Here is a 25,907-nt window from a genome sequence, read left to right as displayed (position 1 = left end):
GTGCGGGGCATCAGGGGCGTGCGGCGGCCGTCAGGCGAGGCCGGCCGTTCCCGGAGACCGGGCGGGCCATCAGGCGGGGGCGGCGGTCTCCAGAAGCCGGCCGTCCGACAGCTCAAGCCACCGCTCCACCTTGATCTCCGTGAGGAACCGCTCGTCGTGACTGACCACGATGAACGCCCCCTCGTACGCACCGAGCGCACTCTCCAGCTGCCCCACGCTGACCAGGTCGAGGTTGTTGGTGGGCTCGTCGAGCAGCAGTAGCTGGGGAGCCGGTTCCGCGCACAGCACGCAGGCCAGCGTGGCGCGCAGCAGCTCGCCGCCCGACAGCACGCCGACCTGCCGGTGCGCGCTCTGGCCCCGGAACAGGAAGCGGGCCAGCAGGTTCATCCGGTCCGCCGCGGCCATGCCGGGGGCGAACGCGGCCAGGTTCTCGGCCACCGTACGGGCGGGGTCGAGCAGGTCGAGCCGCTGCGACAGGTACGCGACCCGCCCTTCGGCCCGCCGGGTCGTGCCGGAGTCCGGCGCGAGGTCGCCGTTGATCATGCGGAGCAGGGTGGACTTTCCCGCGCCGTTCGGGCCGGTCAGCGCGATGCGTTCCGGGCCGCGTACGGACAGATCGATGCCCGGCTCCGCGAACAGGCCCCGCGCCAGCAGCCCGTGGCCCTCGAACACCGTGCGCCCGGCCGGCACGCGGGTGTCCGGCAGCTCGATGACGATCTTCTGGTCGTCGCGCAGCGCCCGCTCGGCCTCCTCGAGCCGGGCCTTCGCGTCGCCGACGCGGGAGGCGTGCATCTGGCCCGCCCGCCCGGCCGACTCCTGCGCGCTGCGCTTCAGCCCGCCCGCGACGATGCGGGCCAGACCGGCGTTCTTCAGGTTGCGCGCGGCGTTGCCCGCCCGCCGCTCGGCGCGCTCGCGGGCCTGCTGCATCTCCCGCTTCTCGCGCTTGAGCTCCTGCTCGGCGTTGCGCACGCTGCGCTCGGCGGCCTCCTGCTCGGTGCGCACCGCCTCCTCGTACGCGGTGAAGCCGCCGCCGTAGAAGCGGATCTCGCCCCGCTCGAGCTCGGCGATGCGGTCCATGCGGTCGAGCAGCTCGCGGTCGTGGCTGACCAGCAGCAGGCAGCCGTTCCAGTCGCCGAGCACGTCGTAGAGGCGGCGGCGGGCGGCGCGGTCGAGGTTGTTGGTCGGCTCGTCGAGCAGCAGCACATCCGGCCGCTTGAGCAGCTGCGCGGCCAGGCCGAGTGAGACGATCTGCCCGCCGCTCAGCGTCTCCAGGCGGCGGTCGAACGCGAGACCGCCGAGGCCGAGCCGGTCGAGCTGGGCGCGGGTGCGCTCCTCGATGTCCCAGTCGTTGCCGATGGTGGTGAAGTGCTCCTCGGCCGTGTCGCCCGCTTCGATGGCGTCGAGCGCGGCGATCACGGGCGCGATGCCGAGCACCTCGGCCACGGTCAGGTCGCCGGTGAGCGGCAGGGTCTGCGGCAGGTAGCCGAGCTCGCCCTCCACCGTGACGGAGCCGCCGCGCGGGCGCAGCTCGCCGGCGATCAGCTTGAGCAGCGTGCTCTTGCCCGCGCCGTTGGGCGCGACCAGCCCGGTACGGCCGCCGCCCACGCTGAAGGACAGGTCGGTGAAGACCGGGGTGTCGTCGGGCCAGGAGAAGGACAGGTGGGAGCAGACGATGGACGCGTCGGACATGGGGAGACCTCGTACGGAACGCGGGCGCGCGCGAAGCCGCCCGTCATGAAGACTGGGACTGAGGGAACGACGAACTCACGGCCACGCGCGGCGGCGCTCAACACGCGCCCGCCCGGGGGCCGGGGTCTCCGGTATCACCCGGAGATGTCGTCGTCACCTGCCATGTCTGGTCTCCTCGTCGAGTCGTGTCGCGGAACGTGCCCGGCTAGGGCACATCCGATACGAAAGCGCATCACACCATAGCAGCCTCCGCTAGCCGTCTCACCGCCTTTTCACCTGCGGTCAGGCGTCGCGGACCCGCCACACGGCGGGCACCGGCAAGGTCGCGACGGTCAGCAGGACAGCGACCGCGGCGCAGGCCCAGCAGGACCGGGGCGGTGCCGAGCAGCTCGGCGGCCGGGCCGGCCAGTCCCGTGCCGAGGGGTGCGGCGACCAGCGCGCCGACCGTGGTGACCGAGTATGCGCGGGCGACCAGGTCCGCGGGCAGGTGCCGCTGGACGACCGTGGTCTGGACGACGTTGTGCACCCTGCTGCGCGAGATGGAGATCAGCGAGTTGGCGGCCTGCAGGTCGTCCTCGGCCGCCAGGGATGTGATCAGGCCCGCGGCGGCCGGGTTGAAGAAGGCGGTGCCGACCCCGGCGAGCACCTGCAGGACCACCAGCAGCCATAACTGCGCGTGCCCGGTGAGCAGCAGGACCGCCGTCACCCCGTGCGCGGCGAACCTCACCAGGTCGGCGGTCAGCATGACCGTCCGGCGCGGAAACCGGTCGCCCACCGCACCGCCCAGCAACGTGAGCGCGACGATCGGCAGCCGGGTGGCCAGGACGACGATGCCGAGGTCCATCGGGGATCCGGTGAGGTGGAGCACGGCGAACGCGATCGCGAGCGGCGTCAGCGAGTCCCCGAACGCGGAGGCGGTCTGGCCGGCGTAGTAGCGCCGGAAGTCCCTCGCCCGCAGCGGCGCCACCATCGCCGAGATCTTTCCCGCTCTGCGCACCACCAGGCGTTCCCGACCGCCGCTCACACGCGCCTCGTGCCCGGAGCCCGGACGATCATCCAGCTCCGGTCGGTCATCGGGGCTGAGCGGTCGTCAGGGGCCGGGTGGACGTCCGGAGCCGAGCGGGCATCCGGACCGGCGCGGCGTCCAGGGCAGAACGGGCGTCGCCGTCGGCGGGTGAGCCGACGTCGGTGGGCTCGGGCACGAAAGCGCTCCTTTCGACGGGCGTAACGACTCGACGGGCGTGACGACTCGACGGGCGTGTCGAGGGGCACGGCGAAACGGCTGTGGGGGCGCGGGCGGGTGGCACGCGCGGCGAGGCAACTCTGGCAGGCCGGACCGACAGATCCCCGCGCCCGGCCTACCCCGGCGGCGGGCAGCCCCTCGGCCACCACCCGGCGGCGGCCCTCGTGCCCCGCGGGCACGCTCAGCGGCCGGCCTCCCGACGGACGCGGCGGCCCCGGCCGCGGGGCCGGGTGGGCGGCGGGTGGGGTGGCGAGGGGCGGTCGGATAATGGGGCGCATGGGGAGCGGGGCGGGTGCGGGCGGGCGGCCGGCGGAGTTCGAGGAGCACCGCGATCACCTGTGGGGCGTGGCGTACCGGATCACGGGGACGAAGACGGACGCCGACGACGCGGTGCAGGAGGCGTGGCTGCGGTGGCGGCACGCCGACGTCGCGCAGGTCAGGGACGTGCGCGCCTATCTCACCACGACCGTGAGCCGCATCTGCTACGACCTTCTCACCTCCGCGCGGGTCCGGCGGGAGGCGTACGTCGGGCCGTGGCTGCCGGAACCGGTCGTGAAGGAGCTCGGCCCCGAGGACAGGGTCGCCATGGACGACTCGGTCAGCATGGCGATGCTGGCGGTGCTCGAGCGGCTGACGGCGGCGGAGCGGGTGGCGTTCGTGCTGCACGACGTGTTCGGGGTGCCGTTCGGGGAGATCGCGGAGGTGCTGGGCCGCAGCGACGAGGCGGTGCGGCGGCTGGCGTCGCGGGCGCGCGCAAGGGTGCGCGAGCACGGTCCCCGGCGTACGACGGACCGCTCGACGCATCGCAAGGCGGTGGAGGCGTTCGCCGCGGCGGCGCTGAACGGCGACCTGTCGGGCCTGGTCGCGGCGCTCGATCCGGACGTGGTGTGGCGCTCGGACGGCGGCGGCGCGGTCTCCTCCGCGCTGCAGCCGGTGGCGGGCGCGGACCGGGTGGCCAGGCTGGTGCACGGCCTGGTGAGCCGCTGGCTGGAGGGCATGACGGTGGAGTTCGCCGAGGTCAACGGCGGTCTCGGGGTGGTGGTGCGGGCTGCGGACGGCACCGCGGACACGGTGGCGGCGTTCTCCGTGGCCGAGGACGGCCGCGTCACGGAGGTCGACGTCGTACGCAATCCCGCCAAGCTCGCCACGGTGTGACGAAGCCGACGTCATACGCGATCCCCAAACTCGACGTGGCGCGACGAGGCCGGCGTCGTACGCGATCCCGGCCAGGCCCGCCATAGTGTGATGCGGATCACCATCACATTTCCGGGGGCTGTCTCGTCTCTGTCGCAGAACTTCCCACAAGGAGGCACGACATGGACGCCAAACAGAACATCGTCATCATCGGCGCGGGCTATGCGGGCCTGACGACGGCGCTGCGGCTCGACAGGAAGCACCGGATCACCCTCATCAGCGCGGACTCGCACCTCACGCAGCGGATCCGGCTGCACGAGCTGGCCGCGGGCCGTCCCGAGGTGACGGTGCCGCTGAAGGAGCTGACGAAGGACACCGGCATCACGACCGTGCGGGGCCGGGTCAACGCCATCGACCTGGACGGCAAGCGGGTGCACACCGAGGACGGGCGGGAGTTCGCGTACGACACGCTCGTGTACGCGCTGGGCAGCCGCACCGACACCGGCGTCCCCGGGGTGGCCGAGCACGCCTACACCGCCGAGCAGGCGGGCGACCTGCGGGCCAGGCTGGACGGCGGCAGTGGTGAGCTGGTGGTGGTCGGCGGCGGGCTGACGGGTGTTGAGATGGCCGCCGAGCTTGCCGAGTCGTACCCGGCGTGGCGGGTGGCGCTGGTCACCGGCGGCGTGGCGGGCGCGGGGCTGTCGGAGAAGGGCCGCCGCCACCTGGCCCGTACGCTGACCAGGCTCGGTGCGCGCATGCACGAGGGCACGCGTGTGGAGAGCGTCGGGCCTGACGGGGTGCGTACGGACCAGGGCGTGCTGGCGGCGGATGTCGTGGTGTGGGCGGGGTCGTTCCGTGTGCCCGAGCTGGCCGCCGAGGCCGGGCTGGCCGTGGACGACCGCGGCCGGGTGGTGGTGGACGAGACGCTGCGTTCGGTGTCGCACCCCGACGTGTACGCCGTGGGCGACGCGGCCGCCGTGCAGCTGCCGAGCGGAACGCACCGGATGTCGTGCGCCGCGGGCATGCCGATCGCCGCGCACGCCGCCGATGTGATCAACGCCAGGGCCGCGGGGCGGCCCGCCGAGCCGTTCCGGTTCCGCTACCTGCTGCAGTGCGTCAGCCTGGGCCGGCGGGACGGGCTCGTTCAGTTCGTCCACGGTGACGACTCGCCGAAGGAGCGGATCCTGAGCGGGCGTACCGCGGCGTGGGTGAAGGAGCAGATCTGCCGGTTCACGGTCACGGCGCTGAAGATGGAGCGCCGTCGTCCCGGCACCTACATGTGGGCGAAGGGTCCGGCGCGTCGGAAGGCTGTCGCGGACGGCCGGGTGGAGGCCCGCCGTAGCGACGCGACGGCCGCCCGTTGATCGGGCCGCACGTTTTACGCTGCGGCGTAGCTGCCCTGGAGGATCTCGTCGATCACGGAAGGGCCGGACGGCTTCCAGCCGTACAACCGCTCGGCCCGCGAGGGGTCGAGGGGCGTGGAGCTGGTGAGCGCGAGCGCCATGGGGCCGAAGGACTTCATGGCCTCGTCGAGGGGCAGCGAGACGGCGCGCGCCCCCGTGAGGGTGGCGACCGCCTCGGCCATGTCGCGGATGGCCGTGCCGGTGCGGGTGGCGGCGTTGACGATGCCGCCACCCTCCTCCCTGGTGACGACGGCGGCGTAGAGGGCGGCGAGGTCGTCCACGTGGACGGTGGACCAGGTGTTGGCGCCGTCGCCGACGTACGTGACGACGCCCTGCTGCCGAGCCTGGCCGATCATGAGCTGGAGCAGGGTGGTGCCGCCACGCCCGTAGATCATGCCGGCCCTGACGACGGTGGTGGCGAGGTTCGTGGCGGCGAGCACGCGGCGCTCGCCGAGGTATTTGTGCGGCTGCCTGGCGGTCTGCTCGCTGACCTCCTCGTCCTCGGTGACCGGCCTGCCCTTGGTGTCGGGGTAGACCAGGCCGGTGCTGGTGTAGACGAAGGGGCGGCCGTCGGGAAGCCCGGACAGGAGCGCGTCGAGCGCCGGCTGCTCGACGTTCTGCATGTCCCGGTCGCCGTAGTCGACGGCGGCGTGCACGACGGCGTCGCTGCGGGCGGCGGCCTCGTGGAGGACGCCGGTGTCCGACAGGCTGCCCGCGACGGGGGTGGCGCCCAGCTCGGAGACGCGGTCGCGGGCGCGGTCTGAACGGGCGAGGGCTTCGACGGTGTGACCGGCGGCGATGAGGTGCTCGGTGAGCGCGCCGCCGAAGTAGCCGCTGGCGCCGGTGATGAAGATGCGCATGGTCGTTCGCTTCCTTTCAACGGTCAGGAGACATCGCGAGGGCGGAGGCGGGCGTGCGCCCTTTCCGGCCTCTGCTTCGACCGTACCAGAAAAGCGGATGACTCATCCGAATCGACAATCTATCCGTTTGCTGTACGCGAAAAGGGGCCCGGCCTTCCGGCCGGGCCCCTGGACGGTCAGTCGTCGTCGCGGCGGCGACGCAGCTCGTGGCGGGCCTGGCGGCGCTCGCGACGGCGCGTCTCGCGACGGTAGAGGGCCCATTCGCGGCCCCCGTTCAGCCGGCCCTCACCGAACAGGAACGCATCGGTCGCCCTCAGGCGCCGGGAGAGCGAGGCGCTCTCGCGGTCGATCCGCTCGGGCAGCGTGCAGGCGCCGTCGCGGTGGTCGTGAACGGGCCGGCAGTACACCATCGGCGCGTCGGCCAGCTTCACCCACCAGGGCCGGGTCTTGTCGGTCTTGCTCATACGGTCACCTTTCGGCTCCGTGACGCCCCGGGATGGGGCCGTCAACAGACCGGGTGCACCGTGATCGCCTCCTCAACCTGGCGGGCACTTGCTTGATCCACGCTACGCCGGATCCCGGGCCGCGCGCGGGGGCCGTTATACAAGTAGCAAACCTGTCATACGAGTTGTGGGGAGCGCGGCGCGCGGTGGTCACCGAGGGCTACGACGTGGTGCTGGTCGGCGGCGGCGTCATGAGCGCCACCCTCGGCGTGCTGCTGCGCCGCGTTCAGCCGGACTGGTCGGTGCTGGCGCTGGAACGGCTCGACGGCCTCGGCCTGGAGAGCTCGTCGGCGTGGAACGACGCCGGCACGGGGCACGGGGGGTTGTGCGAGTTCAACTACACGCCGCTCACCGGCGACGGCTCGATCGACGTGACCGGCGCTATCAGGATCAGCGAGCAGTTCCAGCTCTCCCGCCAGCTCTGGGCGACGCTGGTGGAAGAGGGCACGCTCGGCGATCCGGCGGGCTTCATCCGGCCGGTGCCGCACTTTTCGTTCGCCCGGGGCGCGGCCGGGGCCGAGCACCTGCGGCTGCGTCACGCGGCGCTGCGCGGGCACCCGCTCTTCGAGGGCCTGGAGCTCGTACGCGACCGCGACGCCATGGCGGAGCTGCTGCCGCTGATGTTCGCCGGCCGCCCCGCGGGCGAGGAGGTGGCGCTGTGCCGCTCGCGCGGCGGCACCGACGTCGACTACGGCGTGCTGACCAGGCGGCTGTTCGCGGCACTCGAACGCGACGGTGTCGAGGTGCGGACCGGGCACGAGGTGCGCTCGCTCTCCCGTGACCGCAGGTCGTGGCGGCTGCGGGTGCGCGACCTGGCGGGCGAACGCGACTAGTTCTCGCCCCGCTTCCTCAAGCGCGGCCGCCTCACCGACCTGCCGGGCTCCATCACCCCCGGCAACCTGCCCACGCTGCTCGGCGCCGCCCACGCCGAGCGCGACATGCTGCGCTACCTCGTGGGGCAGCTCGCACAGACCGGCCGCGACCGGCTGCGGGCGCTGCGCGGGTTCGTCCCGCAGGCGCGGGCGGGCGACTGGGAGCCGATCACCGCGGGCCAGCGGGTGCAGGTGGTCAAGCCGGTGCACGGGCGCGGGTCGATCGCCGGGTTCGGCACCGAGGTGGTGACGTCGGCGTACGGCGGGCTGGCCGCCCTGCTCGGCGCATCCCCGGGCGCGTCCGCGTCCGTGGCGATCATGCTGGACGTGCTCGAACGCGCCTTCCCCGCCCGGCTGCCGGGCTGGCGGCCCGCTTTGCGCGAGCTTGTTCCGACGTACGGGATCGTGCTGTCCGACCAGCCCGGGCCGGCGCGGGAGACGGCCGGCAGGACGGCCAGGACGCTGGACCTGGACTGAGCAGAGCGAAAAACTTTACCTGTTCAGAAACCCCGGCGACATGGGGCTTACGGGCGGGTAACTCGCGCAATGCGAAGGTAATCCCTTTAGGATGCTTGCGGATACTTTTGCTAACTATGTACTTTTGCGGGTCGAGGGACGCCCACGCGTTACCTCGCATCTTTGACCGGACCGTACGCCTTCCCGATGGCGTGCGGCCGCCGAATCCGCGTTCTCGCGGAACCGGGGACCCACCTTTCCGGGGTGAATCGGACGCCCGCCCCTGGCGGCGTCCGTAGGGCACTTCCAGTCCCGAACCCGTCAGCTAACCCGGTAGGCGGCATGGAAGCAAGGAGTCAACCCCGCATGCCCAAGCTTGCCGACAACCGCAAGCGCCTCGGACTGGCGCTCGGCGGAGCCGTGCTCGCCGCCGTCACCGCCGTCACCGGCACCGCCCACGCCTCCACCGCCGACCACGGTGCCCCGCACGAGGCCACGCAGCACACCTCCCAGCACCAGGCTCGCTCCCTGACCTACGGTCTCGACATCTCCCACTACGAGCCGCAGTACGACTGGAGCTCCAGCTCCGCGCAGTTCGGCATCATCAAGGCCACGGAGGGCACCGACTTCGTCGACTCCTCCTTCGCCAGGCACTGGCGTGAGCTCGGCAGCAAGGGCATCGTGCGCGGCGCGTACCACTACGGCCACCCCGCCAACGACCCCATCGCAGACGCCAACCACTTCCTGGCCACGGTGAACTCCCAGCCCGCCAAGCCTGGCGACCTTCTGGTCCTGGACCTGGAGACCACTGACGGCAAGTCCGTCGAAGAGGTCAACGCCTGGGCCAAGGCGTGGCTGTCGTACGTGGAGAAGCAGACCGGCGTCAAGCCGATCTTCTACAGCGGCTGGAACTTCGCCAACACCTATGGCCACGGCCTGTCGCAGTACCCGCTGTGGGTCGCCCACTACAGCCGGGCCAAGGGCGCGGTCACCCCGCCGGCCGACTGGAAGACCTGGACGATCCACCAGTACACCGAAACGCCGATCGACCAGAACGTCTCTTCGCTGACGCCCGACCAGCTCCGCGCCCTCGGCCGCAAGTCCGCCTGACACGGACCCCCTCCCCCGCCGGTCCGCTGAACGCCCGGCGCGGAAACCCTCCCAGGGCTCGACCTGCGCGCCGGGCCCGCCCATGAAGCCGCGCGACGGTCCTGTTGCACGACAGGACCGTCGCGCGGCTTCTGCACGCAGACGGGCGGCCTCCTCGTGGCCTGTGTGAACGATCCGGGGGCCGTCAGGTGGCGGCAGCGGCGGCGACCCAATCCCCGTACCGGATCCCGCCGAGCCGTGCCTCACCCAGCGGAACGAGCGAGTGCTCGGCAAGCTCACTGCCGAAGTAGCGAGCGTCCGGATCGGCGACCACCTCGCGCGGGTCGCCCAGGGCGGCCAGCGCCTCGCGGAAGAACTCGTCCATCCTGACCCGCTCCGGCCCGGCGATCTCCATCCGGCCGTTGAGCGGCGGCCCCTCCGCGACCTCGCACAGCACCGCCGCCACGTCGTCCCCGGCGATCGGCTGGAACAGCACCGGCGCGATCCGCACCACTCCCCCATCGTCGGCCTCGTCGGCGATCCCCTTCACGAACTCGAAGAACTGCGTCGCGTGCACCAGCGAGAACGGGACGCCCGACTTCTCGATCAGCCGCTCCTGGGCGACCTTGGCCCGGAAATAGCCGTTGTCCGGTGAGCGTTCGGTACCGACGATGGACAGCGCGACGTGGTGCCCGACCTCCGCCTCCGACTCGGCGGCGAGCAGGTTGCCCGTGGAGGTTTCGAAGAAGCCGAGCACGGCGGCCGGTTCGAACGACGGCGCGTTCGACACGTCGACCACCACCTCCGCCCCTTCCAGCGCCTCGGCCAGCCCTTCGCCGGTGAGCGTGTTCACCCCGGTGCGCGGCGAGGCCGCCAGCGCCTCGTGGCCGTCCCGCGACAGCCTGTTCACCAGCTTCGATCCGATCAGGCCGGTCCCACCGACCACCACGACCCTCATGACGCGCCTCCTCGGAACGGTCCACGCCACCCTCCCCTCCGCGCCCGGCGCTAACCCCTCGCGGCGGCAAAGTCCCAGCGTGCTCATGCAGCAGGCGGCATGACGGCCATAAGACCCACTGACAACGAACGAAGGAACGAGCACATGACCACTCAACTCGACGCCCGGGTGGCGATCGTCACCAGCGCCGGCTCAGGCATCGGCCGGGCCACCGCGATCGCCCTGGCTGAGGCGGGCGCGCACGTGCTCGCCGCCGGCCGCCGCCCCGGCCCCCTGGAGGAGACCGCCGCCCGGCACCCCGGCATCGCCGTCCTGCCCGCCGACATCACCGCCGCCGGCGCGCCGCAGGCCGTGGTGGACGCGGCGATCGGCCGCTGGGGCCGCCTCGACATACTGGTCAACAACGCCGGAGGCACGGCGATCATGCCGCTGGCCGACACCGACGCCGACCGCGTCACCGCCCTGCTCGCGCTGAACGTCACCGCGCCCAGCCTGCTCGCCCACGCCGCCCTGCCGCACCTGCGCGACACCCGGGGCACGATCGTCAACGTCTCCAGCACGTACGGCCACCGCCCCCTGCCGGGCGCCGCCCACTACGCCGCCTCGAAGGCCGCGATCGAGCAGCTCACCCGGAGCTGGGCCCTGGAGCTGGCCGCCGACGGCATCCGCGTGAACGCCGTCGCCCCCGGCCCCACGGAGAGCGAGGCGCTGAGCGCCGCCGGACTGCCCGCCGAAGTCGTCGAGCAGATCAAGAAGGACGAGGCCGCCCGCATCCCCCTCGGCCGCCGCGGCACGCCCGAAGAGGTGGCCGCCTGGATCGTGCACCTCGCCGCCCCGAACGCCGCCTGGATCACCGGCCAGATCATCGCCGTAGACGGCGGTTTGGCCCTCACGTAGGCCCACCCGCCGGGCACAGTTCCCGGACCCGGCTCCCGGAGCCGGGCGGCTGGGCCCGGCCGCCGGGCTGGGGCACAACGTCAAGCAGCCGGCCCCTCGCCCGGGGACCGGCTGCGCAAGCGGCCAAGGTCGTCAGTACTGCCGGTGGACGCTTCAAGCGTCTCCGCGCTTCACCCTCTCGATGAACTGGCGGTACGCGCTGGCCGTCACCACGAGAGGCTGCTGGCCAGGGTTCTTGCTGTCGCGAATGGCGACCATATCGTCATCCAGCCGGCGAACCTCAACGCAGTTGCCGTTGTGCCCGCAGAAGCTGGAGCGCGTCCACTGATCTTGCATGCGGGGAATATAGCCTGCCGCCTCACCGCCTCAGGCGTCACACCTGCAACTTCTCCAATTCTTTATGGATGGCCTGACGGCTCTCCTCGGGATCCAGTGCCAGCTCACGGAAGTGGTCGAACATCTTCTCGAAGTAGACCGAGCGCTGCTCGTCCAGCAGAAACTGGCTGGTGAGATTGTGGTCAATATAGACCAGGCACTGCTCCAACGGGTTGTTGCGATCCAAGTTGAGCAGCGTGAAGGATTCCTCGAACACCCCCCGAGGGCGACTGAGCGGCGCAACCTGAAGCTTCACATTGGGCAGTAGCGAGAAGTCAACAAGCTGCCGCAGCTGCTCGGCCATCACCTCCGGCCCGCCAACGGTCCGCAAAAGGATAGATTCGTCCATAATTATCCAGATTTGTGCGGATTCAGGGGGCAAGAAGCGTTTCTGGCGGGCCAATCTGATGGCGACGCGGTCCTCGATCTGGAGGGGCGTCAGCGTCGGGTCGATATCGCGCCAGCTCTTGATCAGATGCCTGGCGTACGCCTCTGTCTGAAAGACGCCGGCACCACCCCCACCTCCCACTGCCGGATCGAGTCGGCGACCCTCTCGACGTCGAGGAAGGACAGGTACTCCTGGGTCGGCGCCGGATAGGCGCGCCACGACTGCGGGGTCTGGGTCTTGCCGGCCAGCGCGAGGAGGCGTTCGCGCTGGCTGTCGGTCGCGTCGTACACATCGAGCAGCTGCTCGATGTCCTTCTGCGAGACGCTGATCCGGGCGTTCTCGATTCTCGACACCTTCGACGGCGACCAGCCGAGGAGGTCTTTGATGTCGTCGCCGGTCAGGGACTTGCGCTCACGCAAATGTCGCAGCTCCCGCGCCAGGATGCGACGCTGCACGGTGGGCGGAGTAGTGCGATTGGCCATGTATGTCCTAAAAGTGGCTAATTCCCGGATTGCGCCTTGATCACTCCAGCCATTGAGCCACAGAAGTAAGACTGCGTGCAAGATTGCATGCAGACTTACCGTACCTCACCATAGTAAGCGGGAGGGGTGCAATGACAAACGAATTGGCCGACGACGGGGAAGTGCTTCAAAGGCCCGCACGTCGGCAGCTCGGCATCCCTGGTTCCGCCAGGCAGAGGGGAGCCTTGCATGGCCCTGGTTCTCACGTGCGGGTCAAGGGCGGTATGCAGCATGGCCGGCTTACCTCGTGGGGTCGCCGCCCCACGGGCACCGATGTGGTGACACCCCGGGGCATCTGGCATGTGGAGTGGCAGGAGCTGCACGTCGGCTACCTGCACGATGTCTACCTCGCCCTCGTCCGCAGGGCCATTCAGCCGAGCGACCACTGGATTGCGGAGTTCCTGCCACGTTCGGCGTCGATTCTCATCGAGGACCGCGAGCTCGTCGACGAGTGCCTCCTGGGGCTCGCCTGGGACGAGGAGAGCGGGTGGCGGTTCGGCAGCTTCGTGCAGGGAGACGTGCGCTGCCCGACGCTGCTGAGACGGCAGCGGTACTTCGGCGGTGACGTGCTGCCCGATCCCGCCGAGGTGGGGGACACGGTGCTGGCCATGATGGAGCGGCTGCGGCAGCCGCGCCGCTGGTGGTGGGGGCACCACCGGGAGCAGCCCTGGGGGTGGCACTACCCGCCGGCGTACCGGTCGTACCGGGACGTGGACGACGGTTTCGACGATCGGCTGCGGGCGCATCTGCCGCCCGACGTGCCGTACGCGGGGTCACCCGAGCAGCCGCCCGCGGGCGCCTGACCCCCTGCGCGGGGTCGGGGTCAGCCGGCCGGTAGGCGTTCCGCCGCTGGCGCGGCGGACGGCTCCGGGCTGCGGCGGGGACGGCGCAGCAGGACGGCGGCGGCGACGGCGATCACCAGCAGGACCGCCGAGACGCCGAGGCAGAGCCGCATGCCGTCGAGGAACGCGCCCGACACGGCGGCCAGGGCGGGCCCGGCTGCGGCGCCGAGGTCGAGCCCGGCGACCGCGCCGAGCCCGTCCGCCTCGCCGGCCCGGACGAGGGGGATGGACCTGGCGCACAGCGCGACCAACGCGCCCGCGGCGCACAGGGCGAGGGCCACCTGGCAGGTCTTCTTGCGCCCGTGCACGTCGGCGAAGACCCCTGCGGTGAGAATCAGCGCGGCCACCGGCGGCCAGCGTGCGCGCGGCGCTGGAGGCGGCCGACGTGCGCTGCACCGTGCGCGCGGACACCGAACGCGTCCTGCACCCACGACAGCTGCACGGTGGAGGCGTGCAGCGCCCGCTGGATCGCGGGCAGGCGGACGGTGACGGTGACGACGGGGCGATAGGCGACGAAAACGCCCGCGCCGGCCCGCGCAATGGCGGCGCAGGGCCGCGCACTGGTGGCGCGGGGCCGCGCAATGGCAGCGCCGGGCCGGTGCGCGGGCGGCGCCTCCGGAGTCGGAGCGTTCACGGGGACCTCTCTTGCGGCAGAGCCGCCGTAACCGCTGTGACCTGCGAAAACTCCTGTGACGGACAACGGACGAGCGGAGCAGAGACCCCAAGTCTGCTCATATGAGCAAATTTCGGCTCAAGTGTTGCAACGGGGTTAATTCCCGACTTACGGTGCGTTACCTACGTCACATACGGAGGCCCCAATGAGTAGATTTCGGCTGCTCACCATCCCCTCACTCCTCCTGATCAGCGCTCTGACCGCCTGTTCGGTGTCCACCACGCCGGGCGGTTCCACGGACGCGGCCGGCGGGAGCTCCGACGGCCCCGTCGCCATCGGCTTCAGCCAGGCGACCCAGCAGTCGCCGTTCTACGTCCAGCTCCGCGAGGGCGCGGAGGCCGCCGCCAAGCAGGCGGGCGCCTCGCTGTACTTCGCCGACGCGGGCGGCGACGTCACCAAGCAGAACAACGACATCCAGGACCTCATCACCCGCCAGGTGGACGTCCTGCTCGTCAACCCGGTCGATCCCCAGGGTGTGCAGCCGGGCATCGCCGCGGCCAAGGCGGCCGGCGTGCCGGTCGTGACCGTGGACCGCCCGGTGCCCGAGGGCGCGGTCGCCCAGGTCGGGCGGGACAACAAGGCGATGGGCGAGCTCGTCGGCAAGCGGCTCAGCGAGGCACTCGGCGACAAGGGCGGCAAGGTCATCGAGATCCGCGGCGACGCGGGCGGCGCGGTGGCGCGCGACCGCAGCGCCGGGTTCCACGACGCCGTGAAGAGCAACCCGAACATCAAGATCATCGAGGGGCCGTACTCGGACTACGTGCGCTCCAAGGCGGTCACCGCGATGCAGGACCTGCTCCAGGTGCACCCCGACGTCGCCGCCGTGTACGCGCACAACGACGACATGGCGCTCGGCGCGCTCCAGGTCCTCAAGGAGAACGGCAAGGACAAGGTCCTGGTCGCGGGCGTGGACGGCCTCATGGAGGCGGTCAAGCAGATCCCGAACGGCCAGTACGTGGCCACCGCGCTCAACGACCCCATCTCCCTCGGGGCCAAGGCCGTCGAGACCGTGCTCAAGGTCAAGAAGGGCGAGCAGGTCGAGGCGAACATCAACGCCGGCACCGCGCTGATCGACAAGGACAACGCGGCCGAGTACATCGGCGAGACCGAGTTCGCCCAGGCGACCACGAAGTAGCCCAGGCAACCACGAAGTAGGAAAGGCACAACGATGGCGGAAACCATGCAGGCGGCGGTGCTCCACGCGCCCGGGGACATCAGGGTCGAGCGGGTGCCCGTGCCCGAGCCGGGTCCGGACGAGGCGCTCGTACGCGTGGCGGCCTGCGGGGTGTGCGGGTCGGACATCGCCCGCATGCTGCAACCGGGGATCGCCTACCACTTCCCGATCATCTGCGGGCACGAGTTCTCCGGCCACGTCGTACGGCTCGGCGCGGACCTGGCCGCCGAGGGCACCGTGCGCGAGGGCGACCTGGTCACCGTTCCGCCGCTGATCCCGTGCCGCACCTGCGCCCCGTGCAGCCAGGGCCACTTCAGCCTGTGCAAGCGGTACGGCTACTTCGGCAGCCGGCGCGACGGCGCGTACGCCCAGTACGTGACGGTCCCCGCCGGCAACCTCATGGTGCTGCCCGCGGACCTGGACCCGAGGGCGGCGGCCATGATGGACCCGGCCGCCATCGCGCTGCACGCCCTGTGGCGGACGAACATGCGCGGCGGCCGCCGGGTGGCGGTGGTCGGCGCGGGCCCGATCGGGTTGTTCGCGGTGCAGTGGGCGCGGATCGCGGGCGCCTCCGAGGTGCTGGTGATCGAGCTGAACGAGCAGAAGGCCGCGATGGCGACCGAGGCCGGGGCCACGCACACGGCGACCAGCGCGCAGGAGGCGGCCGACGTGGCCGGCGAAGGCTACGACATCGTCATCGAGTCGGCGGGCGTGCCGGCGACGATCGACCAGGCGGTGGCGCTGGCGGGGCGGCACGGCGAGGCGGTGTTCATCGGCATCCCGCACGACCCGGTGGTGCTGCCGGAGGCGACGTTCAGCGCGTTCCTGCGCCGCGAGGTGACCCTGCACGGCGCGTGGAACTCCTTCTCGGCGCCGTTCCCCGGCGACGAGTGGCGGACGACGGCGCGCGCGCTGTCCTCGGGCGAGCTGAAGTGGAAGTTCATGATCACGCACGAGCTGGGTCTGGACGCGCTGCCGGAGACCATGGCCGCGCTCGGCGAGCGGTCGATCTTCAGCTCGAAGGTTCTCTTCCTGCCGAACGAGGAGTAGAGCATGGCTGCCTTCCTCGCCCTCGATCTGGGGACCGAAGGCGCCCGCGCGGCGGTCTACGGCGAGCAGGGGGCGCTGCTGGGGTCGGGCGCCGCGGCGTATCCGACCCGCTTCCCCGGCCCGGCTGGGCCGAGCAGGATCCGGACGACTGGTGGCGGGCGAGCGTGTCGGCCGCGCGGCAGGCGCTCGCCGCGGCGGGCGGCCCGGCGGTCGAGGCGGTCGCGGTGGCGACCACGGCCTCGACGGTGGCGGTGCTCGACGCGCACGGCCGGCCGCTGCGCCCGGCGCTGCTGTGGATGGACTGCCGCGCCGGCGAGGAGTCGGAGCTGACCGCGCGCACCGGCCACCCGGTCCTGCGGTACGCGGGCGGCAGCGACGCCGTGGAGTGGCTGGTGCCCAAGGCCATGTGGCTGGCCCGGCACGAGCCGGAGACGTACCGGGCGGCGGCGCGCATCGTCGAGGCGGTCGACTACATGGTGTGGCGGCTCACCGGCCGCTGGGCCGGGTCGCGCATGAACGCCGTCTGCAAGAGCAACTACGACCCGCGCGGCGCGGGCTTCCCCCACGACCTGTACGAGCGGCTCGGCGTCCCCGACCTGGCGGACAAGCTGCCGGACGAGATCGTCCCCGTCGGCGACCCGATCGCCCCGATGGCCGCCGGAGCCCGCGATGAGCTGGGCGTCACCGGCGCCCCCACGGTGGTCTGCGGCGGCATCGACGCGCACCTGTCGCTGCTGGCCATCGGCGGCGCGCACGAGGGTCACGTGTCGATCGTGTGCGGCACGTCCAACGCGTTCGTCACGGAGATCGCCGAGCCGGTGTTCCCGCCCACGGTGTGGGGGCCGTACCCGGACGCGCTGCGCACGGGGCGGTGGCTCGTGGAGGGCGGTCAGGTGAGCGCGGGCTCGGTGCTGTCGTGGGCGGGCGAGCGGCTCATCGGCCGGCCGCGCGCGGAGATCGGCGGCCTGATCGCGGCGGCGGCGCAGGTGCCGCCGGTCGAGCACGGCCTGATCGTGCTCGACTACTTCATGGGCAACCGCACCCCGCTGCGCGACCCGCATCTGCGCGGCGCGGTGCTGGGCCTGACGCTGGCCAGCACGCCCGAGCAGGTCTACCGGGCGGCCGTCGAGGGCGTCGCCTACGGCACCCGGCAGGTCATCGACTCCTTCACCGAGGGCGGCGTCCCGGTGTCGGAGATCTTCCTGTCGGGCGGCATCCAGCACAACGAGCTGTGGCTGCAGACCACCGCCGACGTGCTCGGCCGCCCCGTCCACCTGGTCACGGGCGACAACCTGACGCTGCGGGCCTGCTCGGTGCTGGCCGCGGCCGGCTCGGGGCGGCACGCATCCCTCGCGGAGGCGGCGGCCGAGTACGCGCCGAAGGTGCGCACGGTCGAGCCGGTCGCAGCGCACGCCCAGGCGTACGAGACGGGCTACGCCGACTACCTGGCGGCCACGGCCGCGACGACCGGCATCTCCCACCGGCTGAGCGGAGGCCGCGATGACCGATGACGACCAGCTCTACCAGGTGGCCGTCCGCTACTACGAGGCGGGCGAGACGCAGGAGCAGATCGCGAACGCGCTGCACCTGACCCGCTGGAAGGTGGGCAGGATGCTGGCCGAGGCGCGCGAGGTCGGCATCGTGCGCATCGAGGTGCTGCATCCGCGCTCGCGGGTGCGCACGCTGGAGCAGGAGGTCAAGGAGCGGTTCGGGCTGCGCGACGCCGTCGTGGTGTCGGTCGGCGGCGACGACGCCGAGCAGGCCCGCGACCGGGTGGCCGCGGCGGGCGCCGACCACCTCATGGAGATGCGCCCGGCGCCCCGGCTGATCGGGGTGTCGTGGGGGCGCACGCTCGACCGGCTGGCCGGCAAGCTCGTCCCCGGCTGGGCGACGGGTGTGCACGTGGTGCAGATCAACGGCGCGCTGAGCCGTTCCCGCCAGCCCACCAGCGCCCACAGCATGGCCAGCATGATCGCCCACCACGGCGGCGGCACCGCGACGCTGCTCGCCGCCCCGGCGATCCTGGAGCAGCGGAGCACCCGCCAGGTGCTGGAGAGCGACCGCGCCGTCGCCGACGTGCTGGCCCTGGCGACCAAGGCGGATCTGTTCCTGTTCAGCCCCGGTGCGATGGGCAGCGACTCGGTGCTGGTCGACTCCGGGCAGATCGACGCGAGCGACCTCGCCAGGCTGGCCGCCGCGGGCGCGGTCGGCGACGTGCTCGGCCGTTTCATCGACGCGGAGGGACGGATCGTCGACCCCGATCTCGACGGCCGCACCCTCGGGCTCTCGCTCGACCTGCTGCGCTCGCCCACCACGTCGGTCGCGCTGGTCAGCGGCACGGCCAAGCGCGCGGTGTGCCGGGCGGTGGTGACCAGCGGCCTGTGCGACGTGCTGATCACCGACGACCACAACGCCAGACACCTGCTGGAGGCGGCATGAGCCAGACTCCCGAACGCCTGCACATGTCGGGGATCGTCAAGCGCTTCCCCGGCACCGTCGCGCTCGACGGGGTCGAACTCGGTGTGCGGCCCGGCGAGGTGCACTGCCTGCTCGGCGAGAACGGCGCGGGCAAGAGCACGCTGATGAAGATCCTGGCGGGCTCGTACCAGCCGGACGAGGGCACGATCCTGCTGGACGGCGAGCCGTACGCGCCGGCCACACCGCACGCCGGGCTCGCGGCCGGCATCGCGGTCATCTACCAGGAGCTTGACCTGCTGCCCGACCTGACCGTGGCGCAGAACCTGCTGCTCGGCAGGGCGCCCAGGCTGGGCCCGTTCGTCCGCAGGGCGCAGCGCGCCAAGCTGGCCCGCGAGGCGCTGGACCGGGTGGGCGCGACCTTCCCGGTGACCGCCAAGGTCGGCGACCTGCCGATCGCGGCGCAGCAGCTCACCGCCATCGCCAAGGCGCTCACGGCCGACGCCCGGGTGATCGTCATGGACGAGCCGTCGGCCACACTCGGCGAGGCCGAGCTGCAGGCGGTCTTCGACGTCATCAGGTCGCTCACCGCCGAGGGCCGTTCGGTGATCTTCATCTCGCACCGCATGGACGAGGTCATGGAGATCGGCGACCGGGCCACGGTGCTGCGCGACGGCCGCGCGGTCGGCGTCTACGACCTTTCGTCCACCGGACCGGACGAGCTGGTGGCCGCCATGATCGGCGAGGCGGGCGAGCTGGTGGGCGCGACCGACAGGCCCGCGCCGGCGGGCGAGCCGCTGCTCAGCATCGAGCGGGTGCACGTGCCGGGGCTGCTGGACGTGCGCGGCCTCGACGTGCGGCCGGGCGAGGTCGTCGGGCTGGCCGGGCTCGGCGGCGCGGGACGTACGACGCTGCTGCGCGCCCTGTTCGGCGACCTCAAGGCCCACGTGACGGCCAGGCTCGGCGGCCGGCCGCTCAAGGTCGCGAGCCCGGCCGCCGCCGTACGCGCGGGTCTCGCGCTCGTACCGGAGAGCCGCAAGGAGCAGGGCCTGATGCTGGGCCTGTCGGTCAGCCGCAACGCGGCGATCAGCGCGCTCGGCCGCCCGCCGTGGCTGCTGCCGGGGAAACTCGGCCGGCGCCTGACCAGTCCTGCGCTCGCCGACCTCGGCGTCAAGGCATCGGGACCGAACCAGCTCGTCGGCCAGCTCTCCGGCGGCAACCAGCAGAAGGTCGTGCTGGCCAAGTGGATCACCCGGGGCGGGATCAAGGTCCTGCTGCTGGACGAGCCCACGCGCGGCCTGGACGTCGGCGCCAAGGCCGACCTCTACCGCCAGGTGCGCCACCTGGCCGACCAGGGCGTGGCCGTGCTGCTCGCCAGCAGCGAGCTCAACGAGCTGACCGCCAACGCCGACCGGATCCAGGTCCTGTACGAGGGCCGCAACGTCGCGCACTTCGACCCCCGGGTCAGCCCCGAGAACGTCATCGCGCACACCGTCATCACAGGAGCCGCACCATGACAGCATCGCTCGGATCCACGGGTTCGCCGGGATCGACCCTCGCCTCAGCCGTCCCCCAGGGCGAGGCCCGCCGGCGCCGCGGCGCCGACCTGATCGTCAAGTCCAACCTGCTGCTGGTCTTCCTCGGGCTGTGCGTGGTCGCGTCGCTGCTGGCGCCGCAGTTCCTGACCGGCCGCAACATCGCGAACCTGCTCCAGCAGTCCTCGCTGACCGGGATCGTGGCCATCGGCATGACGATGGTCGTGCTGACCGCCGGCATCGATCTGTCGGTGGGCAGCGTGGCCGCGTTCGGCGGCATGACGATCGCGCTGCTGCTGGGGTCGGGGGTGCCGGTGCTGCCGGCGATCCTCATCAGCGTGGCGGCCGGCGCGGTGTTCGGCGCGTTCATGGGCGGCATGTCGGCGTACCTGTCGCTGCCGTCGTTCATGACCACGCTGGCCGGGCTGACCGCGATCCGCGGCCTGACGTACCTGCTGACCGACGGCAAGCCCGCCGAGGCGGGCGGCTCTGAGGCGTTCCAGCTCCTCGGCGGCGGGTTCATCGGCTACGTGCCGATCGTCGGGGTCATCTTCGTGGCGATCACCGTGCTGGCCGCGCTGGTGCTGCGCGGCACCACGTTCGGCGAATACGTCTACGCCGTCGGCAGCAACAAGGAGGCCGCCCGGCTGTCCGGCCTGCCGGTGCGCGGGGTGATCACGACGGTGTTCGCCGTGTCGGGCGCGCTGGCCGCGCTGGCCGGGGTGCTGCTGACCTCCCGGCTGACCGTGGGGCAGCCCACCGCGTTCAACGGGCTCGAGCTGGACGCGATCGCGGCCGTCGTGCTCGGCGGCACCAACCTGTTCGGCGGCCGGGGCGGGGTGTTCGGCACGTTCGTGGCGGTGCTGCTGCTGTCGGTGCTGCGCAACCTGTGCAACCTGCTCGGCCTCGGCTCCTTCTTCCAGATGGTGGTGACCGGCCTCATCCTGCTGGTCGCCCTCGTACTCAACATGCTCATCGAGAGGCGTGGCGCTCGTGCCTGACACCATCCCCGGCTCCTTGCGTGCCTACCTGCACGGACTGCCCGGCGTCGACGAGGTCGGCGTGCAGCGGCGGGCCGCCGGCCTGGCCACCAGGTCGATCAAGACGACGGCCAAGCGGGAGGCCATCGACCTGGCCATCCGCATGGTCGACCTGACCACCCTCGAAGGGGCGGACACGCCCGGCAAGGTGCGCGCGCTGGCCGCCAAGGCCGTGCGCCCCGACCCGGCCGACCCCACCGCGCCGTCGGTGGCCGCTCTGTGCGTCTACCCCGACATGGTCGCCACGGCGGCGGAGGCGCTGGCCGGGACCGGGGTCGGGCTGGCCTCGGTGGCCACCGGCTTTCCCTCGGGACGTACGTCGCTGGAGGTCAAGCTGTCCGACACGGCGGCGGCGGTCGCGGCGGGCGCGACCGAGATCGACATGGTGATCGACCGGGGCGCGTTCCTCGCCGGCGACTACCGCAAGGTGTTCGACGAGATCGTCGCGGTCAAGGAGCAGTGCGGCGACGCGCACCTGAAGGTCATCTTGGAGACCGGCGAGCTGGCCACCTACGACAACGTGCGCCGCGCGTCCTGGCTCGCGCTGCACGCGGGCGCCGACTTCATCAAGACCTCGACGGGCAAGGTCTCTCCCGCCGCGACGCTGCCGGTCACGCTGGTGATGCTGGAGGCCGTACGCGACTACCGGGCCGCCACCGGGCGGCAGGCCGGCGTGAAGGCCAGGCGGGATCCGCACCACCAAGGACGCCATCCGCTATCTCGTGCTGGTCAAGGAGATCGCCGGCGCCGACTGGCTGGACCCCGCGTGGTTCAGGCTGGGCGCGTCATCGCTGCTGAACGACCTGCTCATGCAGCGGACCAAGCTCGACACCGGACATTACTCCGGGCCCGACTACTACACCATCGACTAGGGAGAGGCGTGGAGATCTTCGAGTACGCGCCCGCGCCGGAGTCACGTTCCATCGTGTCCATCCGGCCGTCGTACGACCTGTTCATCGACGGCGACTTCGTGCCGGCCAAGAGCGACGAGCGCATCGTCACCGTCAATCCGGCCGACGAGGAGCCGCTGTCGGAGGTGGCCGCGGCCGGCGAGGCCGACGTGGACCGGGCCTTCGCCGCCGCGCGGCGCGCGTTCGAGCGGGTGTGGTCGCCGATGCCGCCGGCCGAGCGGGGGAAGTACCTGTTCAGGATCGCGCGGATCATCCAGGAGCGCTCCCGCGAGCTGGCCGTGCTGGAGTCGCTCGACAACGGCAAGCCGATCAAGGAGACGCGCGACATCGACCTGCCGCTCGTCGCGCAGCACTTCTTCTATTACGCGGGCTGGGCCGACAAGCTCCGGCACGCCGGGTTCGGCACCCGTCCGCTGGGCGTGGCCGCGCAGGTCATCCCGTGGAACTTCCCGCTGCTCATGCTGGCGTGGAAGGTCGCGCCCGCGCTGGCGACCGGCAACACGGTGGTGCTCAAACCGGCCGAGACGACGCCGCTGACCGCGCTGGTCTTCGCCGAGATCTGCCAGGAGGCGGGGCTGCCGCCCGGCGTGGTGAACATCGTGACCGGCGCCGGCGACACCGGCGCGGCCGTGGTCGCCCATCCGGGCGGCGACAAGGTGGCCTTCACCGGCTCGACCGAGGTGGGGCGGCAGATCGCCCGCGCCGTGGCGGGCACCCGCAAGCGGCTCACGCTGGAGCTGGGGGGTAAGGGCGCCAACATCGTCTACGACGACGCGGCCATCGACCAGGCCGTCGAGGGCATCGTGTCCGGCATCTTCTTCAACCAGGGGCACGTGTGCTGCGCGGGCTCCCGGCTGCTGGTGCAGGAGTCCATCGCCGAGGAGCTGCTGGCGCGGCTGCGTGCCCGCATCGAGCTGCTGCGGCTCGGCGACCCGCTGGACAAGAACACCGACATCGGGGCGATCAACTCGGCGGCGCAGCTCGCCAGGATCCGCGAGCTGGCCGCCGCCGGCGAGGCGGAGGGCGCCACCTCGTGGTCGCCCGCGTGCCCGCTGCCCGAGCGGGGCTACTGGTTCCGCCCGACCGTGTTCACCGGGGTCACGCAGGCGCACCGGATCGCCAGGGAGGAGATCTTCGGCCCGGTGCTGTCGGTGCTCACGTTCCGCACGCCGGAGGAGGCCGTCGCCAAGGCGAACAACACGCCGTACGGTCTGTCGGCCGGTGTCTGGACGGAGAAGGGCTCCCTGATGCTGTGGACCGCGAGCCGGCTGCGCGCCGGCGTCGTGTGGTCCAACACCTTCAACGTGTTCGATCCCGCCAGTCCCTTCGGCGGTTACAAGGAGTCCGGTTACGGCCGCGAGGGCGGGCTGCTCGGACTGGAGGCGTACCTTGGCTGACATCCCGCCGCGCATCGCGGTGCTCAGGACGTACAAGCTCTATGTCGGCGGCGCGTTCCCGCGCTCGGAATCAGGGAGGTCCTACCCCGTGACGTCGGCGGACGGGTCCCACCTCGCCAACGCCGCGCTGGCCTCGCGCAAGGACGTGCGCGACGCCGTGGTGGCGGCGCGCAAGGCGTTCCCCGGCTGGTCGGGCCGCACCGCCTACAACCGCGGGCAGATCCTCTACCGGGTCGCGGAGATGATGGAGGGGCGGCGCGACCAGTTCGCCGCCGAGGTGGCCGCGGCCGAGGGCGTGAGCGCCGGCCGGGCGCAGGCGCTGGTGTCGGCGGCCGTGGACCGGTGGGTCTACTACGCCGGCTGGGCCGACAAGATCGCCCAGGTGCTGGGCGGCGCGAACCCGGTGGCGGGGCCGTTCTTCAACCTGTCGGAGCCGGAGCCGACCGGCGTGGTCGGCGTTTTCGCGCCCGCCGGGTCCTCGCTGCTCGGCCTCGTGTCCGTGCTCGCCCCCGTGATCACGGCGGGGAACACGGCCGTGGTGATCGCCGACGAGCGGGCGCCGCTGCCGGCGATCACGCTCGCCGAGGCGCTCGCCACCTCCGACCTGCCGGGCGGGGTCGCCAACGTGCTCACCGGCAGGACCGCTGAACTGGGCCCGCCGCTGGCCGGGCACGCCGATGTGAACGCACTCGACCTGGCGGGGCCGGCGAGCTGGCGGCCGAGCTTGAGGAGCTGGCGGCGACCACGCTCAAGCGCGTGCTACGGCCTCGGCCCGAGGACGACTGGGAGGAGCCGGATCCGGGGTTGGAGCGCATCCGGCCCTTCGTGGAGACGAAGACGGTCTGGCATCCGATCGGCCGCTGACCGCTCATCCGGCCGCTTCTGCGGCCGATCGTCCCGTCGCTTTCCGGCCGCGCCGGGTCTCCTGCCCGGCCGCGCCGGTCTCCTTCTCCCAGTCGAGGGCCGGGCGTCGTGCTCGGCCCGCGGCCGGGCTCTTTCCGGCCGCGCCGGGTTTGCGCTGCGGGCACCGGCGCGCGTCGACGTCCGGCATGACACGTGACGTCCGACTCTTTGACACAGACATGTCACAAATGGCTGGATGCCAGGGCTGTAACCGCTGATCTGCTGTTATGGTCGCGAACGTGGCCCCGGCCGCATGGCGCTGATGCGTCATGGACCGGTGATCCCCGGCAGGGACGTGCGTGATGGCGGCAGCCGCCCCGTTCCCTCCCCTGCGGCGGCGGCGCGCCCTTCCTGGTGTCGCGCCCGTTCCCTCCGGGGTCGCCCTGGCCCTACCAAGACCGCCCTTCCGGCAGGTCGCCCAGGCCGGGGGCGGACAGGTGCAGCACCTCGTACCGTTCGGTGCCGTCCGCGTCCTGCGCGGGATCGTCCGCCCACAGCGTGAAGCGTACGAGCCGCCAGTGGTGGGGATCGACGGCGAGCACGGTGGTGTGCACGCCGTCGTGGCGGGACAGCTCGCGCAGGTGCTCGGCCTCCTCCTCGATCAGCGCCGCGAGACTCGTTCCCGTGCCGTCCCGATCGTCGGGTACGGGGGTGAGCCGGCGCGTCGCGGCCAGCGGGGTCGCGCCGCGTGCGGGACCGGCGTGGCAGGCGACGCCCGTCCAATGGTGGACGACGGGGCGGCCGAAGTCGCGGACGATGTTCTGGAACCCGCCGCCTCCGACGAGGAAGTGGGCCATCGCTCTGGCGTCGTTCCACAGGTAGAAGGGGGCGTACTGGTTGACCGGCGAGCCTTCGACGCCGCGCTCGCGGATGACGTACGCCTTCATGCCCAGCCCGGCGCGGTCGTCGAAGACGTGACCGGCGCCGGCGACCCGCTTGCGGATGATCTCCATGTCGTAGTCGGCGGGCAGGGTGATCTCGTACTGCTTGGCGTACACGTGAGGGCTGCCTTCCTGGAAGACTGACGGGCCCTTACATACTAGTAGGTACAGACGCGTCGCAAGCCTCCCGCCGCCGGGCGGTTCGAGCGGTGGGGCGGCAGGTTGGGAAACCGCCGGATATTGACGCTCTTTTCCCCGTTCTTTCCAGGTGCGGGACATTCAGGTGCGGCGTGGCGCTCTCATCTGACTCGCGCCGACTGTGAGCATCGTACGGGCCTGGCCAGCGTGAGTGCTTCTCCGAGAGGAACGGTAGATGTTCACCCCGATACGTGAACTGGCGCGACCTGCCGCCCATGCCCTCCTCACGGTGGCGCTGCCTGGCGGAGAGCGAGGTGCGCGGCGGGCTCACCCCTCACGCGCGGAGCTGGTCGCTGGACTCGTACGAGCAGGTCGAGCCGTGGCTGCGCGCCGAGGTCGAGGCGCGGCACCCCCTCTACCGCAGCGCACCGTCCGAGCCGGGGCCGAGCCAGAACTCCTGGACGTCCTTCCACGCCGAGCAGCTCGGCGGCGGCGCCATCACGTGGGCGGACTGGTGCGCCGTGAACGGCCGCTGACGCATCGGCACACAGCCTTCGGAT

Annotated in this window: 25 protein-coding genes, 3 pseudogenes and 1 riboswitch; of the genes and pseudogenes, 17 read left to right on the top strand and 11 right to left on the bottom strand. The window is 71.9% G+C overall.

What is annotated here, in order from left to right; translation table 11 throughout:
- Window positions 1-69: 69 nt before the first annotated feature.
- Window positions 70-1,689, bottom strand: a complete 1,620-nt coding sequence (locus WBK31_RS09940) for an ABC-F family ATP-binding cassette domain-containing protein (protein ID WP_406674675.1) — start codon at window positions 1,687-1,689, stop codon at window positions 70-72.
- A 232-nt stretch (window positions 1,690-1,921) separates the two neighbouring features.
- Complete coding sequence (locus WBK31_RS09935; RefSeq protein WP_406674674.1) at window positions 1,922-2,713, bottom strand: MFS transporter; 792 nt, start codon at window positions 2,711-2,713, stop codon at window positions 1,922-1,924.
- 495 nt (window positions 2,714-3,208) lie between these two features.
- Between WBK31_RS09935 and sigJ the strand changes: the two genes are divergently transcribed.
- Both sigJ and WBK31_RS09925 read left to right on the top strand, forming a co-directional pair.
- Window positions 3,209-4,087, top strand: a complete 879-nt coding sequence (sigJ, locus tag WBK31_RS09930; protein WP_364065098.1) for an RNA polymerase sigma factor SigJ — start codon at window positions 3,209-3,211, stop codon at window positions 4,085-4,087.
- A gap of 161 nt (window positions 4,088-4,248) precedes the next feature.
- Window positions 4,249-5,430 (top strand): FAD-dependent oxidoreductase, encoded by a 1,182-nt coding sequence (locus WBK31_RS09925; RefSeq protein WP_364065100.1) that lies wholly within the window; start codon window positions 4,249-4,251, stop codon window positions 5,428-5,430.
- A gap of 14 nt (window positions 5,431-5,444) precedes the next feature.
- Here the strand turns inward: WBK31_RS09925 and WBK31_RS09920 are convergent, their stop codons facing one another.
- Window positions 5,445-6,329, bottom strand: a complete 885-nt coding sequence (locus WBK31_RS09920) for an NAD-dependent epimerase/dehydratase family protein (RefSeq protein WP_364065103.1) — start codon at window positions 6,327-6,329, stop codon at window positions 5,445-5,447.
- Window positions 6,330-6,505: 176 nt separating this feature from the next.
- The gene (locus tag WBK31_RS09915) at window positions 6,506-6,793 is read right to left on the bottom strand and encodes a hypothetical protein (protein WP_406674673.1); all 288 of its coding nucleotides are present in this window, start codon (window positions 6,791-6,793) and stop codon (window positions 6,506-6,508) included.
- 185 nt (window positions 6,794-6,978) lie between these two features.
- On the opposite strand from WBK31_RS09915, the gene WBK31_RS09910 reads away from it, so the two are divergent.
- The 3 genes and pseudogenes from WBK31_RS09910 to WBK31_RS09900 all read left to right on the top strand — a co-directional run bounded on the left by WBK31_RS09910 (window position 6,979) and on the right by WBK31_RS09900 (window position 9,270).
- On the top strand, window positions 6,979-7,665 hold the full coding sequence (locus WBK31_RS09910) for an FAD-dependent oxidoreductase (RefSeq protein ID WP_378789994.1): 687 nt from the start codon (window positions 6,979-6,981) through the stop codon (window positions 7,663-7,665).
- 12 nt (window positions 7,666-7,677) lie between these two features.
- Window positions 7,678-8,181 (top strand): annotated as a pseudogene (locus tag WBK31_RS09905) (malate:quinone oxidoreductase); the annotation flags it as partial.
- A 188-nt stretch (window positions 8,182-8,369) separates the two neighbouring features.
- Window positions 8,370-8,515, top strand: a riboswitch (cyclic di-AMP (ydaO/yuaA leader).
- Window positions 8,516-8,526: 11 nt separating this feature from the next.
- Window positions 8,527-9,270 carry a glycoside hydrolase family 25 protein gene (locus WBK31_RS09900; RefSeq protein WP_406674672.1) on the top strand — a complete coding sequence of 248 codons (744 nt, stop codon included), beginning with the start codon at window positions 8,527-8,529 and terminating at the stop codon, window positions 9,268-9,270.
- A 184-nt stretch (window positions 9,271-9,454) separates the two neighbouring features.
- Here the strand turns inward: WBK31_RS09900 and WBK31_RS09895 are convergent, their stop codons facing one another.
- Complete coding sequence (locus tag WBK31_RS09895) at window positions 9,455-10,207, bottom strand: SDR family oxidoreductase (RefSeq protein WP_378789997.1); 753 nt, start codon at window positions 10,205-10,207, stop codon at window positions 9,455-9,457.
- A 144-nt stretch (window positions 10,208-10,351) separates the two neighbouring features.
- Here WBK31_RS09895 and WBK31_RS09890 point away from each other — a divergent pair, with 144 nt between their 5' ends.
- Window positions 10,352-11,104 carry an SDR family NAD(P)-dependent oxidoreductase gene (locus WBK31_RS09890; protein WP_406674671.1) on the top strand — a complete coding sequence of 251 codons (753 nt, stop codon included), beginning with the start codon at window positions 10,352-10,354 and terminating at the stop codon, window positions 11,102-11,104.
- A gap of 153 nt (window positions 11,105-11,257) precedes the next feature.
- Here the strand turns inward: WBK31_RS09890 and WBK31_RS09885 are convergent, their stop codons facing one another.
- Genes WBK31_RS09885 through WBK31_RS09875 form a run of 3 tightly spaced genes read right to left on the bottom strand, consistent with a single transcriptional unit; the run spans window position 11,258 to window position 12,349 of the window.
- Window positions 11,258-11,440 carry a DUF397 domain-containing protein gene (locus tag WBK31_RS09885; protein WP_364065118.1) on the bottom strand — a complete coding sequence of 61 codons (183 nt, stop codon included), beginning with the start codon at window positions 11,438-11,440 and terminating at the stop codon, window positions 11,258-11,260.
- Window positions 11,441-11,477: 37 nt separating this feature from the next.
- Window positions 11,478-12,008: a DUF5753 domain-containing protein gene (locus tag WBK31_RS09880; protein WP_406674670.1), complete on the bottom strand. Its 531-nt coding sequence runs from the start codon at window positions 12,006-12,008 to the stop codon at window positions 11,478-11,480.
- Window positions 11,951-12,349 (bottom strand): helix-turn-helix domain-containing protein, encoded by a 399-nt coding sequence (locus WBK31_RS09875; protein ID WP_406674669.1) that lies wholly within the window; start codon window positions 12,347-12,349, stop codon window positions 11,951-11,953. Before WBK31_RS09875 ends, WBK31_RS09880 begins: the two co-directional genes overlap by 58 nt.
- Window positions 12,350-12,663: 314 nt before the next feature.
- Between WBK31_RS09875 and WBK31_RS09870 the strand changes: the two genes are divergently transcribed.
- Entirely contained in the window at window positions 12,664-13,191 is a 528-nt protein-coding gene (locus WBK31_RS09870) for a DUF6292 family protein (RefSeq protein ID WP_364065122.1), read from the top strand.
- A 20-nt stretch (window positions 13,192-13,211) separates the two neighbouring features.
- On the opposite strand, the gene WBK31_RS09865 is transcribed toward WBK31_RS09870, so the two are convergent.
- Entirely contained in the window at window positions 13,212-13,577 is a 366-nt protein-coding gene (locus WBK31_RS09865) for a hypothetical protein (protein WP_406674668.1), read from the bottom strand.
- Entirely contained in the window at window positions 13,565-13,864 is a 300-nt protein-coding gene (locus WBK31_RS09860; protein WP_406674667.1) for a hypothetical protein, read from the bottom strand. Before WBK31_RS09860 ends, WBK31_RS09865 begins: the two co-directional genes overlap by 13 nt.
- A gap of 184 nt (window positions 13,865-14,048) precedes the next feature.
- On the opposite strand from WBK31_RS09860, the gene WBK31_RS09855 reads away from it, so the two are divergent.
- The 9 genes and pseudogenes from WBK31_RS09855 to WBK31_RS09815 all read left to right on the top strand — a co-directional run bounded on the left by WBK31_RS09855 (window position 14,049) and on the right by WBK31_RS09815 (window position 24,289).
- Window positions 14,049-15,038, top strand: a complete 990-nt coding sequence (locus WBK31_RS09855; protein ID WP_406674666.1) for a substrate-binding domain-containing protein — start codon at window positions 14,049-14,051, stop codon at window positions 15,036-15,038.
- Between the two features lie 33 nt (window positions 15,039-15,071).
- Entirely contained in the window at window positions 15,072-16,127 is a 1,056-nt protein-coding gene (locus WBK31_RS09850) for a galactitol-1-phosphate 5-dehydrogenase (RefSeq protein ID WP_364065134.1), read from the top strand.
- Entirely contained in the window at window positions 16,010-17,638 is a 1,629-nt protein-coding gene (locus WBK31_RS09845; RefSeq protein ID WP_406674665.1) for a ribulokinase, read from the top strand. The genes WBK31_RS09850 and WBK31_RS09845 overlap by 118 nt, the downstream gene beginning before the upstream one ends.
- Window positions 17,628-18,566: a sugar-binding transcriptional regulator gene (locus WBK31_RS09840; RefSeq protein ID WP_364065140.1), complete on the top strand. Its 939-nt coding sequence runs from the start codon at window positions 17,628-17,630 to the stop codon at window positions 18,564-18,566. The genes WBK31_RS09845 and WBK31_RS09840 overlap by 11 nt, the downstream gene beginning before the upstream one ends.
- A complete protein-coding gene (locus WBK31_RS09835; RefSeq protein WP_364065143.1) occupies window positions 18,563-20,059 on the top strand; it encodes a sugar ABC transporter ATP-binding protein in 1,497 nt (498 codons plus the stop codon). Before WBK31_RS09840 ends, WBK31_RS09835 begins: the two co-directional genes overlap by 4 nt.
- A complete protein-coding gene (locus WBK31_RS09830; RefSeq protein WP_364065146.1) occupies window positions 20,056-21,078 on the top strand; it encodes an ABC transporter permease in 1,023 nt (340 codons plus the stop codon). Before WBK31_RS09835 ends, WBK31_RS09830 begins: the two co-directional genes overlap by 4 nt.
- Window positions 21,062-21,989 (top strand): annotated as a pseudogene (gene deoC, locus WBK31_RS09825) (deoxyribose-phosphate aldolase). Before WBK31_RS09830 ends, deoC begins: the two are co-directional and overlap by 17 nt.
- Window positions 21,990-22,003: 14 nt before the next feature.
- Window positions 22,004-23,425, top strand: coding sequence for an aldehyde dehydrogenase family protein (locus tag WBK31_RS09820; RefSeq protein WP_364065932.1), 1,422 nt, complete (start codon window positions 22,004-22,006; stop codon window positions 23,423-23,425).
- Window positions 23,418-24,289: pseudogene (locus WBK31_RS09815) on the top strand (aldehyde dehydrogenase family protein). The gene WBK31_RS09820 and the pseudogene WBK31_RS09815 overlap by 8 nt, the downstream one beginning before the upstream one ends.
- Window positions 24,290-24,717: 428 nt before the next feature.
- Here WBK31_RS09815 and WBK31_RS09810 read toward each other — a convergent pair.
- A complete protein-coding gene (locus WBK31_RS09810) occupies window positions 24,718-25,326 on the bottom strand; it encodes a DUF4865 family protein (RefSeq protein ID WP_406674664.1) in 609 nt (202 codons plus the stop codon).
- 272 nt (window positions 25,327-25,598) lie between these two features.
- Here WBK31_RS09810 and WBK31_RS09805 point away from each other — a divergent pair, with 272 nt between their 5' ends.
- Window positions 25,599-25,883, top strand: a complete 285-nt coding sequence (locus WBK31_RS09805) for a hypothetical protein (RefSeq protein ID WP_364065158.1) — start codon at window positions 25,599-25,601, stop codon at window positions 25,881-25,883.
- The last annotated feature ends 24 nt before the right edge of the window (window positions 25,884-25,907 follow it).

It is taken from the genome of Nonomuraea sp. N2-4H (assembly GCF_045291505.1).
Taxonomy (GTDB): Bacteria; Actinomycetota; Actinomycetes; order Streptosporangiales; family Streptosporangiaceae; genus Nonomuraea; species Nonomuraea fastidiosa.
Note: the sequence above shows the minus strand (reverse complement) of the source record. Positions and strands in the feature narration are given on the sequence as shown.